The organism is Parasutterella excrementihominis YIT 11859, from assembly GCF_000205025.1.
GTDB classification, from domain to species: Bacteria; Pseudomonadota; Gammaproteobacteria; order Burkholderiales; family Burkholderiaceae_F; genus Parasutterella; species Parasutterella excrementihominis.
In genome coordinates this window covers 50,439-66,662 of sequence record NZ_GL883760.1, presented here as the reverse complement: position 1 = coordinate 66,662, position 16,224 = coordinate 50,439, and the positions used below count along the sequence as shown (strand labels likewise).

At 51.4% G+C, this 16,224-nt stretch carries 17 protein-coding genes and 1 tRNA gene; 14 read left to right on the top strand and 4 right to left on the bottom strand.

The annotated features are described in order from the left end of the window. Positions 1-27: 27 nt before the first annotated feature. The 3 genes from ruvX (at position 28) to galU (ending at position 2,210) form a co-directional block, all read left to right on the top strand. Positions 28-480: a Holliday junction resolvase RuvX gene (ruvX, locus tag HMPREF9439_RS11715; protein ID WP_008865009.1), complete on the top strand. Its 453-nt coding sequence runs from the start codon at positions 28-30 to the stop codon at positions 478-480. Continuing rightward, the gene (locus HMPREF9439_RS11710) at positions 467-1,303 is read left to right on the top strand and encodes a lysophospholipid acyltransferase family protein (protein ID WP_008810189.1); all 837 of its coding nucleotides are present in this window, start codon (positions 467-469) and stop codon (positions 1,301-1,303) included. Before ruvX ends, HMPREF9439_RS11710 begins: the two co-directional genes overlap by 14 nt. A gap of 67 nt (positions 1,304-1,370) precedes the next feature. After that, the gene (galU, locus tag HMPREF9439_RS11705; RefSeq protein ID WP_008810188.1) at positions 1,371-2,210 is read left to right on the top strand and encodes a UTP--glucose-1-phosphate uridylyltransferase GalU; all 840 of its coding nucleotides are present in this window, start codon (positions 1,371-1,373) and stop codon (positions 2,208-2,210) included. Here the strand turns inward: galU and rfaE2 are convergent. Genes rfaE2 through rfaE1 form a run of 4 tightly spaced genes read right to left on the bottom strand, consistent with a single transcriptional unit; the run spans position 2,203 to position 5,227 of the window. Beyond that, positions 2,203-2,697, bottom strand: coding sequence for a D-glycero-beta-D-manno-heptose 1-phosphate adenylyltransferase (gene rfaE2, locus HMPREF9439_RS11700; RefSeq protein WP_008810187.1), 495 nt, complete (start codon positions 2,695-2,697; stop codon positions 2,203-2,205). The two genes, galU and rfaE2, sit on opposite strands and share 8 nt — an antisense overlap. Beyond that, positions 2,694-3,275, bottom strand: a complete 582-nt coding sequence (gene gmhB / locus HMPREF9439_RS11695) for a D-glycero-beta-D-manno-heptose 1,7-bisphosphate 7-phosphatase (RefSeq protein ID WP_008810186.1) — start codon at positions 3,273-3,275, stop codon at positions 2,694-2,696. Before gmhB ends, rfaE2 begins: the two co-directional genes overlap by 4 nt. Then, positions 3,272-4,267: an ADP-glyceromanno-heptose 6-epimerase gene (gene rfaD, locus HMPREF9439_RS11690; RefSeq protein WP_008810185.1), complete on the bottom strand. Its 996-nt coding sequence runs from the start codon at positions 4,265-4,267 to the stop codon at positions 3,272-3,274. The genes gmhB and rfaD overlap by 4 nt, the downstream gene beginning before the upstream one ends. Before the next feature lie 15 nt (positions 4,268-4,282). After that, complete coding sequence (gene rfaE1 / locus HMPREF9439_RS11685) at positions 4,283-5,227, bottom strand: D-glycero-beta-D-manno-heptose-7-phosphate kinase (protein WP_008865007.1); 945 nt, start codon at positions 5,225-5,227, stop codon at positions 4,283-4,285. Positions 5,228-5,331: 104 nt separating this feature from the next. Between rfaE1 and HMPREF9439_RS11680 the strand changes: the two genes are divergently transcribed. From HMPREF9439_RS11680 to lnt, 11 genes are all read left to right on the top strand, one after another. Further along, positions 5,332-6,726: a phosphomannomutase/phosphoglucomutase gene (locus HMPREF9439_RS11680; protein WP_008810183.1), complete on the top strand. Its 1,395-nt coding sequence runs from the start codon at positions 5,332-5,334 to the stop codon at positions 6,724-6,726. Positions 6,727-6,736: 10 nt separating this feature from the next. Beyond that, positions 6,737-7,684: a lipopolysaccharide heptosyltransferase I gene (gene waaC / locus HMPREF9439_RS11675; protein WP_008865006.1), complete on the top strand. Its 948-nt coding sequence runs from the start codon at positions 6,737-6,739 to the stop codon at positions 7,682-7,684. Then, the gene (locus HMPREF9439_RS11670; RefSeq protein WP_008865005.1) at positions 7,681-9,006 is read left to right on the top strand and encodes a 3-deoxy-D-manno-octulosonic acid transferase; all 1,326 of its coding nucleotides are present in this window, start codon (positions 7,681-7,683) and stop codon (positions 9,004-9,006) included. Before waaC ends, HMPREF9439_RS11670 begins: the two co-directional genes overlap by 4 nt. After that, positions 8,987-9,805, top strand: coding sequence for a bifunctional hydroxymethylpyrimidine kinase/phosphomethylpyrimidine kinase (thiD, locus tag HMPREF9439_RS11665; protein ID WP_008865004.1), 819 nt, complete (start codon positions 8,987-8,989; stop codon positions 9,803-9,805). Before HMPREF9439_RS11670 ends, thiD begins: the two co-directional genes overlap by 20 nt. Before the next feature lie 96 nt (positions 9,806-9,901). After that, positions 9,902-9,978: transfer RNA gene (locus tag HMPREF9439_RS11660), tRNA-Met, on the top strand. A gap of 55 nt (positions 9,979-10,033) precedes the next feature. Continuing rightward, complete coding sequence (locus HMPREF9439_RS11655) at positions 10,034-10,858, top strand: symmetrical bis(5'-nucleosyl)-tetraphosphatase (protein WP_008810179.1); 825 nt, start codon at positions 10,034-10,036, stop codon at positions 10,856-10,858. 95 nt (positions 10,859-10,953) lie between these two features. Then, positions 10,954-12,279 carry a tRNA (N6-isopentenyl adenosine(37)-C2)-methylthiotransferase MiaB gene (miaB, locus tag HMPREF9439_RS11650; RefSeq protein ID WP_008865003.1) on the top strand — a complete coding sequence of 442 codons (1,326 nt, stop codon included), beginning with the start codon at positions 10,954-10,956 and terminating at the stop codon, positions 12,277-12,279. After that, complete coding sequence (locus HMPREF9439_RS11645) at positions 12,280-13,275, top strand: PhoH family protein (RefSeq protein ID WP_008865002.1); 996 nt, start codon at positions 12,280-12,282, stop codon at positions 13,273-13,275. Then, positions 13,268-13,738, top strand: a complete 471-nt coding sequence (gene ybeY / locus HMPREF9439_RS11640) for an rRNA maturation RNase YbeY (RefSeq protein WP_008865001.1) — start codon at positions 13,268-13,270, stop codon at positions 13,736-13,738. The genes HMPREF9439_RS11645 and ybeY overlap by 8 nt, the downstream gene beginning before the upstream one ends. A gap of 32 nt (positions 13,739-13,770) precedes the next feature. Next, positions 13,771-14,643, top strand: coding sequence for a CorC family transporter (locus HMPREF9439_RS11635; RefSeq protein WP_008865000.1), 873 nt, complete (start codon positions 13,771-13,773; stop codon positions 14,641-14,643). Positions 14,644-14,658: 15 nt separating this feature from the next. Beyond that, a complete protein-coding gene (gene lnt / locus HMPREF9439_RS11630) occupies positions 14,659-16,182 on the top strand; it encodes an apolipoprotein N-acyltransferase (RefSeq protein ID WP_008810174.1) in 1,524 nt (507 codons plus the stop codon). Positions 16,183-16,224: the final 42 nt, after the last annotated feature.

The following is a 16,224-nucleotide window of genomic DNA, read 5'->3' as shown; positions in this document are numbered from 1 at the left end:
CGGTCCCTTTTTCGTTACCTAAATAAGATGTCTCAGCAATCTGCACTGGAAAGACTTTCGGAAGACTCGATTGTCATTGCTTTTGATTATGGTCTGAAAAGAATCGGCGTAGCCGTCGGAAATTTACTGACCAAATCCGCACGCCCTCTGAGAATCATTCATTGGAAAAAGAATGATCAAAAATGGGCGGAAATTACACAGGTGCTCTCAGATTGGCAGCCTGCAGCCGTTGTGGTGGGCGTCCCTCGCCATAAAGACGGTAAACCGAACGATATGACGCCGATCTGCGAGCGTTTCGCCAATCAAGTTGAAGGCAGGTACGGTATTCCCGTGGTCCGGGAAGACGAGCGCTACAGCTCGGTAGAGGCGGAAAGCTACCATGACGCCGACGATGACGAGCCCATCGATGATGAGGCCGCCGCAATTATTCTTGACCAATGGCTGAACAAGGTTCCCGGAGAAAACAATGAAAACCATTAAAGGCATTTGGCGGTTCAGCCGAGTCATTTGTTATACCTTTGTTTGTCTTTTTCAGGCGTACACGCGGTTTAAACGCGTAGACCGCAAAGAAAAAGGCAGAATGCTTCGCTACTATCCGACGCAGGTACTGAAGCTTGCCGGTGTGCGCTGTAGCTATGAGGGCAACGTGCCTGAACTGCTGCATGAATGCGGGCTGACCGACACGCCCCCGGCCTACATGGTCTTAAGCAATCATATTTCCTGGCTCGATATCTTTTCTTTGGACTCTCAGCTGCCGAGTCGCTTTATTGCGAAAGCTGAAATTGCGAAATGGCCGGTTTTCGGTTTGATTGCTCAGCAGATCGGAACGCTTTTCATCAATCGTTCGAGCAAACGCGCCATTTTGCGAATCAACGATGACATTCGCGGCGCACTTTGCAACTGCGAAGCTGTGACGATTTTTGCCGAAGGAACGACGACCTTCGGCAATGAGCTTCTGCCGATTAAAGCCAACTTTATTGCGCCTGCCTGTGAAATCGGTGCAACGGTTCAGCCCGTGATCCTTTCCTACAAAAATAAAGGGAAACCGACCAAGCGGGCCGCTTTTGCCGGAGACGTCACTTTGTTCGGCTCTTTATGGAATGTAGTCACAATGGAAGACGCCGAAGTAGTTGTTCACTTTCTGGAACCGATTACCAATACAAAAGATCTCACGCGCCACGAAGTAGCAAAGATTTGTGAGGAGAGCATGAGAGCTAAGCTCCAAGAAATCTGGGGCGACGAATATATAGCCAACGATGCGAATGCGGCTGAGGCTTTGGCCAAAGCGATCGCAAACGGCTAAGGTTCGAATTTTTTGCGAAGACGATTAAACTTATCGCAGTAGTGTTTTGTGTACCTATATGACGAAAATGAAACCTGTTAGAAAAGCAGTATTCCCGGTTGCCGGTCTCGGCACTCGTTTCCTTCCCGCAACGAAAGCGATGCCGAAAGAGATGCTTCCTGTGGTGGACAAACCTTTGATCCAGTACGCAGTGGAAGAAGCCGCCGCCGCCGGTATTACGGACATGATCTTCATCACGGGCCGTCATAAACGCGCCATTGAAGACCACTTTGACAGCGCGCCCGAGCTTGAGCGCGACTTAAAGAGCAAAAACAAAAATGCTCTTTTGGCGACTTTGAAAGCAGTTGTGCCCCCCGGAATTAATTTCATTTTTATCCGTCAGCCTGAACCGCTTGGACTGGGCCACGCAGTCCTGTGCGCCCAGCCGGTCGTCGGAGAAGAGCCGTTTGCCGTTTTGCTGGCTGACGACTTGATCGATGCTAAACAGCCTGCGATTGCACAGCTGATCAAGGCTCGTGAAGAGAATAACGGCGGCAACGTACTGGCTGTACAAACCGTTCCTCGTGAACTGACAAAGCAGTACGGTATTGTTGAAGTCAACGGTGAGCACGAGAAGTGCCCGACGATCCGCTCCATTGTTGAAAAACCGGATCCTCAGGTTGCTCCTTCGACGATGGCCGTGATCGGACGCTATGTTCTTGAACCCGAAATTTTCGACAGTCTGCGCAAGATTGACCGCGGCGCCGGCGGAGAAATCCAACTGACGGACGCGATCGCACGCGAAATTCCGAAGGGCAAAACTGTTGCCTGCAAGTACGACGGCGAGCGCTTTGACTGCGGTTCTAAACAGGGCTTCCTGAATGCAACCGTTCACTACGCTCGCAAAGAAGGCTACAGAATTATTTAGATCTGACCTTATTTAGGAGTTTGGTTGTGCTGCGGTCGTAATCAAAGGCGACCGTCACAACCTTTCCGCCGTAAGAATGAACGATCTCGGCTTCAGGAAGCTGAGAGATCTCATAATCTCCGCCCTTGACGTAAATGTCGGGGCGGACTTTTTTTACGACTTCCAGCGGAACCTTGTCTTTAAAAATCACGACGCAGGCAGTACTTTCCAAAGCAGCAAGGACAGCGGCTCTGTCGTTTTCCGAATTAATCGGGCGGTCGGGTCCTTTGCCGAGCATTCGCACGGATTCGTCGCTGTTGACTGCGACAACCAAGCTAGCACCCAGAGAAGCGGCCTGTGCCAGGTAAGTCACATGACCGCGATGCAGGATGTCAAAGACACCGTTGGTCAGGACGACCGGATGCGGGAGCTTTCTTACGAATTCTTCGAGCTTTTCGAAGGAAACAATCTTTTTCTCGAAAGGGGGAGGAGGAAGATGCTGACTCATAGTAGTTTGGCGGCTGCGAGAAGGTCTTTAGTCTGCAAGTGAGGAACGGCGCATTCTGTCCAAGGTTTTGTGCCGTCGGACTGCACTAAAACAGCCTTGGAAAGACCGGCGGCTTTTGCGGCTTGTATGTCGGAAGTTTTATCTCCGATGAGAACGCTTTGCGTCAGGTCGATATTGAGATCCCGTGCCGCCTGAAGCAGCATTCCGGGATTAGGTTTCCGGCAGTCGCAGTCTTTGAGATACGGTGCAAAAGCGTGGGTCGGATGATGCGGGCAGAAATATACAGCCGAGAGCGGAGCATGGTTGCGGGCGAAAACGCCGGCCAGCCAAAAGGTGAGCTCTCTAAATTGATCAATACTGTACTTGCCGCGCCCGATGCCGCTTTGGTTTGTCACGATGATTAGCTGATGGCCTTTTCGGACGAGTTCGGCGGCACCCTCAAGTGCGCCGGGAATGAAATGAAAATTTTCCCGGCTGTGGACATAGGCATAGTCCACGTTAATAACGCCGTCCCGGTCCAGAAACGCGGCTTTTACCGCGCTGCTGAATCGAGGCCTGAAGGTGAAGCAAAATCTCATGCGAATTTTTTCAGAAGTTCGAGCATGTACAGACGAGTGCCTTCTTGAACGCTCTTAAATTTGACTTCACATCCGGCTTTTCTGAGCTCGGTGAGGTCTGCCTGGGTGTAGGCCTGATATTTGCCGACCAATGCCTCCGGGAACGGAATGTATTCAATGAAGCCCTGATTCACGGCTTCGGCAAGGGACAAGGCGGCTTTGCCTTCCTGTTCACGCAAGGTGTTAACGACCGTCAGTGCAACGTCATTGAACTGCTGAGCCTTACCGGTACCGCAGTTGTAGATGCCGGAAACGGATTTATCCAGACAGAAGAAGTTCACATCGACGACATCGTCCACGTAAACGAAGTCACGCATCTGGGCACCGTTTGTATAGCCTAAGCAGCCTTCGAAAAGTTTGACTTTTCCGTCTTTACGGAACTGGTGGAACTGATGGTATGCCACGGAAGCCATGCGGCCCTTATGCTGTTCGTGCGGACCGTAAACGTTGAAGTAGCGGAGGCCGGCGACCGGTGCCGTAAGGCCTTTCTGCATTTCTTTACGCAGAACCTGATCGAACAGATATTTGGAGTAGCCGTACACGTTCAGGGGTTTTTCGTAACGGATGTCTTCTTTAAAGACATTGGATGCGCCGTAGGTTGCGGCGGAGGAAGCATAGATGAAGGGGATCTTTTCTTCCTGGCACCAGCGGAAAAGCTCGAGCGTATAACGGTAGTTATTTTCCATCATGTAGTGGCCGTTGTGCTCCATGGTGTCGGAGCAGGCGCCTTCGTGGAAAATGGCTTCGGGCTTTGCGATCTTGCGGGCTTTAACTTTTTCAATGAAGTCGACCTTATCGAAATAATCAATGATGTGATGGTCGGCAAGATTGACAAACTTGTCTGCCTGAGTGAGGTTGTCGACTGCAATGACATCATTGCAGCCTCTGTTGTTGAGACCTTTGACGATATTTGCGCCGATAAAGCCGGCAGCACCGGTAACAATAAAGCTCATTCCAAGTTCCTCAAGTTAAAGTGTATTAAAGAGTTCTTCCGGGGTAACGGTCGCAGTCCCTAGTTTGCCGACAACGATGCCGCCGGCCTGGTTTGCGATGTAGACGGCGGTATGCCAGTCGCATCCGGCCGAGAGCATGACGCCGAGTACGGAAATGACCGTATCGCCGGCGCCGGACACATCGTAGACTTCACGGGCATGCGCGGGTACGGTCCAAGCCCCGTCGTCATCAAATAAGGTCATACCCTCTTCACTGCGTGTCAGAAGGATTTTTTCCAGATTTAATTCTTTTCTCAGGTTTTGCGCACGGTTAAAGAGGTCGGCTTCACTGTTCCATTTGCCGACAACTTGAGCTAATTCGTTGCGGTTAGGCGTGATCACCGTGGCGTCTTTATAACGGGAGTAATCGTCTCCCTTCGGATCGATCAGAATCGGACGGCCGAAAGTGCGTCCCTCCTGAATCATATTTTCAATGCGGTCCAAACCGCCTTTGCCGTAATCCGAGAGAATGACGACGTCATGGTCCGGCAGCAGAGAGGTAAAGCGGTGAGAATGCTGATCAAGGACTGTTCCTGCGATAGAGGATTCAAAATCAGTTCTCAGCATCTGCTGGTTGCGCGCAAGAATGCGAAGTTTGAGTGTCGTAGTGAAATTTTCCGCGCGGTAGAGGCACGGACGAACTTTTGAGGCCTCGAGGAGGTCCATGATTTTGGTGCCTGCTTCGTCATCGCCGATGATTGCAAGCAAAGAAGTACGGGCTTCTAAGCTGGCGGAGTTGCGAGCTACGTTGGCTGCACCTCCGAGACGGTCTTCTGTGCGAGTTACTTTCACGACGGGGACGGGGGCTTCAGGAGAAATGCGAGAAGCATCGCCGAACCAGTATCGATCCAGCATCGCATCCCCGACAACAAGAACAGAGGCGTTGCGAATAGCCTCCATGGAGGGTTTGAGAATGTTCATTTACGACAGATCAAATTGAATGTTCTCCAAATTTTACCGCCATCATTTTGCGGTAGTTCATCGGACGCTAAAGCCGTTAAAATCGGTAACTATTCTTTCTTTGGATGAAAACGATGGCTGAAACGATTTCCCGTTCTATTTTTAAGGCGTATGACATTCGCGGAATAGTTGATAAAACGCTGACCGAAGAGGTCTGCGAAAAAGTCGGCATGGCACTGGGCACGCTGGCCCAAAAGAAAAATGTTTCCCACATTTGTGTGGGCAGAGACGGCCGCCTGAGCGGTCCGCGTCTGCAGGCAGCTTTAATGAAAGGTATTCGTAAAGCCGGTGTCGGTGTTTATGACATCGGTGCGGTTCCGACTCCGGTGCTCTATTTCAGCACGGTCTACCTCAAGACAGGAAGCGGCGTTGCGGTTACCGGAAGCCATAATCCTCCCGACTACAACGGTCTGAAGATGATGCTTGCCGATGAGACGCTTTACGGCCCGGCCATCCAGCACATCTATGAAATGATCGTTAACAACGAGCTCTGCACTGCTGAAAAAGAAGGCCCCTATGAGCAGGTCGACGTTGTTCCCGCTTATATGGAAAAGATCCTTTCCGACGTCAAACTTTCTCGTCCGATTAAGGCGGTTGTCGACGCGGGCAACGGCATTGCAGGTCCTTTGGCTGTTGATCTCCTGACTCGCCTCGGCGTTGAAGTTCAGGGCTTGTTCACCAATGTTGACGGACATTTCCCGAACCACCATCCTGATCCTTCCAAACTTGAAAATTTGGAAGACTTAAAGAAGGTGCTCCGTGAAGGCGATGCCGAAATCGGTATTGCCTATGACGGCGACGGAGACCGTTTGGGCGTTGTGACCAAGGACGGCGAAGTTATTTTCCCGGACCGTCAGGCGATGCTGTTTGCCGGCGATATCCTTGCTCATAAACCCGGTGCCGTTATCGTTCACGATGTTAAGTGCACACGCAACATTCGTCCGTACGTTGAGTCCCGCGGCGGCGTCTGTGTGATGTCCCGCACCGGTCACTCGCTGATCAAAGCGAAGATGAAAGAAGTCAATGCTGACTTTGCCGGCGAAATGAGCGGCCACATTTTCTTCCATGACCGCTGGCCCGGCTTTGACGACGGTGTTTATGCTTCTACTCGCTTGCTGGAAATTTTGACCCGCAGCGCAGATGCGAATGCTCCTCTTAAGGCGCTCCCGAACGCGGTTTCGACGCCTGAACTGCAGATTCCGACCGAAGAGGGCGAGAACGTCAAACTGGTCGAACGCCTGAAGGAAAATGCCAAGTTCGACGACGCTCAGGACATTATTACGATCGACGGCATCCGAGTTGAATGGAAAGACGGGTTTGCGCTGGCTCGTCCTTCTAATACCACACCGGTGGTCGTTCTTCGCTTTGAGGCAGACACTCCGGAAGCCTTGGCCCGTATCCAGGATCGCTTTAAAGAAGAGATTTTGAAAGTCGCACCCGACGCCAAACTTCCGTTCTGATTTGCAGCGAATGCGAGTACTGATCGTTAAAACGACTTCGATGGGGGACGTCGTTCATGCCGTCCCCGTCGTCGAAGATATCAAGCGTTTTATTTCCGATGCCGAAATCGACTGGCTGGTTGAGGATTCTTTTGCAGACATTCCCAGACATGTCGCGGGCGTTTCCGAGGTCATTGAGTGCTCGGTAAGGAAATGGAAAAAGCGGATTTTTGAAAAATCTACAAGAGGTCAGATCAAGGCTCTTTGTGAGAAGCTTCGCAGCAAACACTACGACTTAGTCATTGATCTCCAAGGACTGATTAAAAGTGCAGTGTTGGCCTCCTGGACAAATGCTCCGGTTGCCGGTTACGACTGGCGCTCGGGTAAGGAGCCTTTAGCTACGGTTCTGTACTCCATTAAGTCTTCGGTCGATCGACAGAAATCAGCAGTGGACCGCTGTCGGGAACTGGCAGCGAAAAGTCTTGGCTACGATTTCGGTTCAACAAAACCTCAATTTAACTTTAAGTTTGAAGGTTCTCCGGAGTCTGTAGGCTGTGTCTTCTTCTTTTGCAATACCAGTCGAGAGACGAAGCTTTGGCCAGAAGAAAAATGGATTGAACTGGGCGCCGAACTCATACGCCGCGGTAAAAAGATCGTCCTTCCATGGGGTTCTCCGGAAGAAAGAGACAGGGTTTTGCGCATCCAAGCAAGACTCGGCACCGGAGCCGAGGTTCCCGATCGTATGTCGATCGGACAGCTCATGGAAAAGATTTCTTCGTCCGATGCCGTCATTGGTTTGGATACCGGTATGACGCATCTGTCCGCCGCAATGGGACGACCCACTGTCGGTATCTTCCGTGACTACCCGATTGAATTGGTCCCGTTGGTCGGCGAGGGCAAAAAGAAAGCTCTCGGCGGAGTAGGATGCTGTCCTCAAGTGCAGGAAGTGCTCAGCGCTTTTGAAAAGGTAATTCAATGATTCTTCCACGTCCGATTTACAGCGGTTTGCTTTATGCCGCGGCGCCGGCGGCTATGCTCTATTTATACAAGCGCTCGCGCAAGCAGCCGCAGTACCTGGAGCATTGGTCCGAGCGATTCGGAACGGCTCATTATCCGCCGCGCACTAAAGGCAGAACCCGAATTTGGATACATGCAGTTTCTGTCGGAGAGACCCGCGCCACGTTTTCTCTGGTCGAGTCGATTCTTAAACGCTGGCCGAACACCGAAATTCTTTATACGCACATGACGCCGACGGGGCGTGAGGTGGGTGCTAAATTTGCTCAGAAATTCGGCAACCGGATCGCTCAGTGTTATCTGCCCTACGACACTCCGAGAGCAGTTAAAAAATTCTTAAAGGCCACTCAGCCGGATCTTTGCCTCCTTATGGAAACGGAAGTCTGGCCGAACCTTACTTATTTCACCAAGAAATTCGGAATCCCGACGGTCTTGGTCAACGGACGCCTCTCTGAAAAATCCTTTAAGCAGGGACAAAAAGCCGGTTCACTCATTAAGGACGCATTCGGGCGTCTGACGATAGCGCTGGCACAGTACGAAGAAGACGCGGAGCGTCTTAAAGCAGCAGGCGCTCACGATGTAAAGGTCTTGGGCAATTTGAAATTCGATTTCACGCCGAACGCGATTCAGCTGAGGACCGGGCGTGAAATTCTGAAGTTTGCCGAACGCGACATCATCTGCCTTGCCAGCTCCCGAGAAGGCGAAGAACAGAAATTCCTGGAGGCGCTGAAGAAAGCTCAGACAGCAGGCGTCCTGGAAGACCGATTGGTTCTGATTGTGCCCCGTCATCCTCAGCGGTTCGAGGAGGTGGCCAAGCTCATTGAAAAGAGCGGTTTCACATACATCAAGCGCTCTGAGATCCGAGACTGGAAGACCGTGCTGTCCAAGCAGGGCCCTCAGATCGTCTTGGGCGACAGCATGGGTGAGATGGGCTTTTACTACGCGCTTTCCTCTCTCGTCATCATGGGCGGCAGTTTTGAAAATTACGGCTGCCAAAGCGTGATTGAGCCCTGCGCCATCGGACTTCCGGTGATCGTAGGACCGAGTATCTTTAATTTTGACTTTATTGTGAAAAAAGCGGAGTCTGAAGGTGCGCTCCTTCGCGCGGCTGATTTTACGGAAGCTCTGCGGACTGCCGACGAAGTGCTGAGCGATCCGGCAAAACGAGCCGAAATCGGGGAGAAAGCCGCGAAGTTCGCGCAGGAACAGCGCGGAGCCACCGAGCGGACAATCCAAGTTATCGATATGTTGTTGAAAGGTGATACGAATGCAGATCAAGCATCCTAATGTACTTTCCATTGCCGGCGTTGACCCTTCGGGCGGTGCCGGTCTCCTGGCAGACGTCAAAACGATTAGCTCGTTAGGCGGCTACGCAACGGGTGTCGTGACCGCTGCAACTGCGCAGAATACGCAAGGTGTATTCGGCGTGATTCCTATCCCGACAGACTTTGTCAAAAAGCAGATTGATGTTCTTTTCGAAGACGTCCGCATTGATTCTGTCAAAATCGGAATGCTGTTTGACTCAAATCTCATTAAGGGTGTTGCCGAACGCCTGCGTTATTGGAATCCTCGCTACATCGTTCTGGACCCAGTTATGGTCGCAAAGAGCGGTGATGCGCTGCTTACCGACGATGCCGTAGCCACACTGCGCGACGAACTTCTTCCGCTGGCTACCGTGATAACGCCTAATTTGCCCGAGGCTGCTCGACTGCTTGAATCTGTCGACATTACGGACGATGAGCAGATGGAAGCGGCTGCTAATGACCTTTGGAAACTCAAAGGCTGTCACGGCTGGGTCTATCTCAAAGGCGGTCATATGGAAGGCGTGGATTACTCTGAAGACTTGCTTTACGACGGCCGCCACATGATTCGCTACCGTGCCGAAAGAACAATGACAAAGAACACACACGGCACCGGCTGTGCGCTGTCTTCTGCTCTGGCAACTCTGCTTCCGTCTTCTACGGATATTCCGATGGCAGCCAGAGAAGCCAAGCGTTACATCACGCAGGCGATCATTCACGCAGATGAACTTCAAATCGGAAAAGGCCACGGTCCTGTGCATCATTTCTATGCTCAGTGGTATTGATTTACAAACTATTACACCTGTTTATGGGTTGATGAACTTGCACAGATTGAAATAGCTGTGTAATATTCAACTTCCCTGATGACTTGATCGTCAGATGGCGAATTAGCTCAGTCGGTTAGAGCAGAGGAATCATAATCCTTGTGTCCGCGGTTCGAGTCCGTGATTCGCCACCAAGATTCCGCCCGGGAGCTCTAAAGCTTCCGGGCATTTTCATGTGGTAGGCCCGCTATGAAAACCTATGCCATAGGCGACGTCCACGGGTGTTTTGATACCCTGGAACAGCTTCTCCAACAGATCCCGAACAAAAGCCGTTTGGTTTTTATTGGCGATATCGTCAACCGCGGCCCGAAATCTCTTGAAACCATCCGTACCGTCATGCGTATGGGAGACCGCGCTGAGTGTCTGCTCGGGAACCACGAGCTCCATCTTTTAGCCGTTTATGCCGGTCAGAGAGCGATGTCGCCGGAAGATACGATTTCTGAAATTCTCAACGCACCGGATTGCGAGGACATCATTCAATGGCTGAGAAACCGACCCTTGGCGCTGGTTGATCACGGTTTTTTATGCGTCCATGCGGCGACCCACTGGTCCTGGTCTGTTGAAGAAACACTGAAGCAGGCTTCCAGAGTCGAAAAATTTATCCGCTCCGACAAAGGATTGAGCCAGATCGGAGAACTCTTCGGCAAGCAGCAGTGGAGCCCGGATCTTCGCGGCAAAGATCGTTTGCGCGCTGTGGTCAACGTGCTGACGCGTACTCGTTATCTCAACGCTGACGGTACGATGGATTTCAAACAGAAACTGTCTCCTGCCGATACGCCTGTTGAATACATTCCCTGGTTTAAGTTTCCCGGCCGCAAAACGGCAAAGACGCCTGTTGCCTTCGGACACTGGTCCACACTCGGCCCCGTGACCGATGTGCCTAATGTTTTCCCGCTGGATACCGCCTGCCTTTGGGGCGGCGCTCTGACCGCAAGACGGCTGGGGCGTCATCGTGAAACATTCAGTGTGAAAGCACCGATTTACCGTATTCCCGGAGAAAAGCGAAATCTTTAATTTCGGGAGATGCGCTCCCTTATGCGGGAGCATTGTTCTTTTTGAGTGACTTTCAGTTTTTGAAAGTTTGTATTAACCGCCACCGGACATAAACCGTGAACGCGAAAAAAATTTACTTGAAGACTTTTGGCTGCCAGATGAATGAATATGATTCCGGCAAGATCGCAGATATTGCTAAGGCAGCAGCCGGTTACGAGGTAACCGACGACATCAACGAAGCCGATTTAGTTGTTTTTAATACATGCTCTATTCGAGAAAAGGCTCAGGAAAAAGTATTTTCCGACCTCGGACGAGTCAGAGAACTGAAAAAGACAAAGCCGAATCTTAAGATTGCTGTGGGCGGCTGTGTCGCCAGCCAGGAAGGCGGCAACATCGTTCGCCGTGCTCCCTACGTCGACGTGGTCTTCGGACCGCAGACCCTCCATCGTCTTCCGGAACTCTTGGAAAAGAACGAAAAAGAGCATCGTCCTCAGGTCGATATCAGTTTCCCGGAAATCGAAAAATTTGACCGTCTGCCGACTCCGCATGCCGATGCAGCTACAGCATTCGTTTCCATTATGGAAGGCTGCAGCAAGTACTGCTCCTACTGTGTCGTGCCTTATACACGCGGTGAAGAGTTCTCTCGTCCCGTCGAAGACGTCCTCGTTGAAATCGCGCAGCTTGCTGCTCAGGGCGTAAAGGAAGTCACTTTGCTGGGACAGAACGTTAACGCTTATCGCGGAGAAGGTCCTGACGGCGAAATCGTCGACTTTGCCCTGCTGCTTGAATATGTGGCAGAAATCGACGGCATTGAGAGAATCCGCTACACAACGTCTCACCCGAAAGAATTTACAAATCGTCTGATCGAGGCTTATCGCAAGATCCCGATTCTGGCCAACCACGTCCACCTGCCTGTTCAAGCCGGGAGCGACCGCGTCTTGGCCGGCATGAAACGCGGTTATACGATCCTTGAGTACAAGTCCATCATTCGCAAGCTTCGTGCGATTCGTCCGGACATCAGCATTGCAACGGACTTCATTGTCGGATTCCCGAACGAAACGGAAGAAGATTTTGAAAAAACAATGAATCTCATCAAAGAGATCAAGTTTGATGCCAGTTTCTCTTTCGTGTACTCCAAGCGCCCCGGTACTCCTGCCGCTGAGCTGCCCGATGACACACCTCAGTCCGTCAAGCTCGAAAGACTTCAGAGACTTCAGGCGCTGAACACGCAGCATGCCCAGGAAATTTCGCAGTCCATGGTCGGAAGCGTACAGCGCTGCCTGGTTGTCGGAGAAGCGAAGAAGGGCGAAGGGAAGCTCTCTGCCCGTACGGATAACAATCGTATCGTTACCTTTAATGGGCCCGAAAACTTAATCGGTCAGATGGTTAACCTCAAAATTAATGAGGTTTATCCGCACACCCTGGGAGGGGAATTAGTTTAAATGACTGAAGCTAAAACGAAATCCGATCAGACATCTCTAAGCTTAGATCTTCAGATCAACAACAGTGATCTGTCCAGTTTGGTCGGACCGTTGGATTCGAATTTGGCCCAGCTGGAAAATTTCCTTAACGTGGAAATTTCCCGCCGCGGCGCGTCTTTCGGAATTAAGGGAACACAGGCAAATTGCCGCAAAGCCATTCAAGCTTTGACGGACTTGGCTGCCATCGCTGAGCGCAAAAGTGATGAGCTGACGGCAGAAGATATTCAGCTCTATCTTGTGGGTCAAAATGCGCCTGCTGAAGAGCTGGCTGCAGAAGAGCCTGTTCCCGAGCTTCGCACCAACCGTAAGGGACTTCAGGGACGCACGCCGATGCAGCGGACTTATATTCGCAACATCCTTTCCCACGACGTTTCCTTCGGTATCGGACCGGCCGGCACCGGCAAGACCTACTTAGCCGTTGCGGCCGCTGTCAGTGCATTTGAAAAAGGCGAGGTCGAAAGAATCGTATTGACCCGTCCGGCGGTTGAAGCGGGAGAAAAGTTAGGTTTTCTTCCCGGAGATTTGAGTCAGAAGGTTGACCCTTACCTGCGCCCGCTCTATGACGCTTTGTTCGATTTGCTGGGCACGGAAAAGACACAGCGCCTGCTTGAAAAGCAGAAAATTGAAATTGCGCCTTTAGCCTACATGCGCGGCCGTACTTTGAATGCTTCTTTTGTTATTCTTGACGAAGCCCAAAATACAACTCCGGAACAGATGAAAATGTTTCTGACGCGTATCGGCTTCGGCTCCAAAGCAGTCATTACGGGAGACGCCTCCCAGATCGACTTGCCGAGAGGTCAGAGAAGCGGGCTGATCGAAGCCTCGCACATTCTTCAAGATGTTCGAGGAGTCTCTATGACTTATTTCACTTCGGCCGACGTGGTTCGGCATCCTCTTGTTGCTCGTATTGTTGAGGCCTACCAAAAAGCCGAGAAGAGAGAATACCAACATGCGTAAACCCCATGTTTTGAGCCTTTCCGTCCAAAATCTTGCACATTTTCCTCAGCTTCCGTCCAGAAGCAAAATTCAGCGCTGGATCAGCCGAGCCTTGGAAAACGATGCCCAAATTACTGTTCGTTTTGTTGAGGAAGAAGAAGGCCGGGAGCTCAATAAAACATATCGGAGTAAGGATTACGCCACCAACGTTTTGACATTTGACTATCAGATAGAGCCTGTCGTGGAGGCCGACCTGGTAATCTGTGTGCCCGTGCTTGAAAAAGAATCCAAAGACCAAAACAAAACTTTGGAAGAGCACATGGCCCACCTTCTCGTCCACGGAACGCTGCATGCGCAGGGCTATGACCATATGGACGACGAAGAAGCCGAGGTTATGGAACAGAGGGAAACTGATGTTTTAGTTGATCTGGGCTTTGATGTTCCGTATCCTGATCGAAACTACACTCCTCAGCCGCTGGCTTAGGTCAATCAACTTAGAGAAATCTGTACTTAGAAATGGCGGACAACAAGACTGACGAACCCAAAGAGAAGAATTTTTTTGAGAAGCTGTCGGATCGATTTTTTCATGATGACGCACCTGAGACTCAAAAAGAACTCCTTGATGATCTTCATATTGCACACGACAGAAAGCTTCTGACAGACGACGGCATGCACATGATCGAAGGTGTCATGCGCGTCAATAGCCTGCGTGCAGAGGATTTGATGGTTCCTCGGACACAGATGATTGTGATCGACATTTCCGAGAACTCTCAGGATTGGATCAAACAAGTCATCGCAGCGGGTCACTCGCGTTTTCCCGTCATTGACGGAGATAAAGACAACGTTCTTGGAATTCTTCTGGCAAAAGACTTGCTGCGCCTTTTCATCAATCCTGAGTACGAGATTCGTCAGCATTTAAGACAGGCCGTGTTCGTGCCTGAAAGCAAACCGGCCGATGTCCTTCTGAAAGAATTCCGTCTCAAACGCAACCACATGGCTTTAGTGGTTGATGAATTCGGTTCGGTTTCCGGTCTGATTACGATTGAAGACGTCTTGGAAGAGATTGTCGGAGAGATTGACGACGAGTATGACGTTGTTAACGATGCTTCCGACATCGTCGCAATCGGCGGATCTCGCTGGCGTGTCAAGGCAAGTACTCATATCAACGAATTCAACCGCGTGTTCGGAACACATTTCTCTGATGACCGCTTTGAAAGTGTGGGCGGCCTCGTGAGCGATGAACTGGAACACGTTCCTCAGGTCGGAGAGTCCGTTGTCCTGCAGGGTTTCCGATTTGTCGTGACGAAGGCATTGGCTCGTCAGGTCAAGATGCTCACGGTTGAGAAGCTGGAGCCGGAGCAGACAGAGCAGCAACCGGCGAAAGCCTAATAACCGCTCAATAACGTGAAGAAGTTCCTTCCGTTCTTAATCGCCCTATTTGCCGGCATTGCGCAAGGGTATTCTCTGGCGCCGGCAAATGAGTGGCTGCAGCTGGCGGCTTTAGCCGTCCTGTTTTTTATTTTTGCGGGCCTCCGCACCGCTAAGGCAGGATTCCTCGCCGGTCTTTTCTTTGGCATCGGCTGGTTTGTCACTTCTCTTGCCTGGCTATACGTGTCCGTTCATGACTACGGCTACCAGCCGCCGGTCTTTGCCGCCTTCGTTGTCTTCATTTTCTCTTGTTACCTAGCTCTTTATCCGGCGGCTGTCGGCGCGCTCTGTGCATGGTCCATGAAGCGCGGCTCGAGTGCCGGTCTCATGCTTTTGGCTATTGCGCCGGCCGCATGGGGGCTGACGGAGTGGCTCAGAGGCGTGCTTTTTTCAGGCTTTCCCTGGAGCGCGGTGTCCTACGCCCATGTCGACGGCTCCCTCTCTGCATTTGCTCCGATCTGCGGCGCAGACGGTATAAATTTCTTGGCTGCCTTTATTTCCGGATGTGCGGCGCTCCTCCTGCTGGAGCGTAAAAATCTCAAAGGCATTGCCGTTTCCTGTGCCGGACTTCTGGTCGTTTTTTCTCTTGCATTTGCTCTGACCGACATTCGCTGGAGTGAACCGTACAAAACGCTTTCCGTCCGTTTAGTTCAAGGCGGGATTGCTCAGGACGAAAAATTCTCTCCGATGGGCAGCCTCACGAGCTTCGAGCGTTACGTCCGGCTGATGAATGAAAAACCGGTGCCGGAAAGCGGACTGATCGTTTTGCCCGAAACTATTTTTCCGATACCGCTTCAGCAGCTGAAACCGGAAATCTGGAGGAAATTTACGCACGTCACCAATGGCAACGCCGCTTTGATGTTCGGCGGCTTTTTGCGCGGAGAAGACGGATACCGCAACACGGCCGTTCTGGTTGAGCATGAAAAGATTGTTCAGTCTTACACCAAAAAGCACTTGGTTCCCTTCGGAGAGTATGTTCCTACCGGCTTCAGGTGGTTTATCGACATGCTGCAGATTCCGATGGGAGACCTGCTGAAGGGAACGACCGATCAAAAAGCTTTTGAGATTGACGGCGTAGCAGCCGCTCCGCTTTTGTGCTACGAAGATCTCTTTGCATCGGAAATCAGAGAGTGGTGGCAGGGCGGCAAAGCCCCGAATCTTCTGGTGAATCTCTCCAACCTCGGCTGGTTCGGAGATACGCATGCGCTGCCTCAGCATCTCAATATTTCGAGGATGCGCGCGATGGAATTTGCTCGTCCGGTCATTCGCGCGACAAATACCGGAATGACGGCTTACGTGACTAGCCGCGGTGAAGTCGCCGCAGAGCTGCCCGCTATGGAGCCGGGCAAGCTCGATGTTAAAGTGGCTGCGGCACAGGGAGAGGCGACGCCGTTTGTGAAATTCGGGGCGCTTCCTTGGCTCGGAGCCATGGTTTTGCTTCTTATCAGTGCAATCCTTGCCCTGTTGTTCAGAAAAAGACACCGTCTCCCGCTAAAATAAAAAGATTATTCTCAATTCAGCATTGCTGAGAAGAAAAAGTTC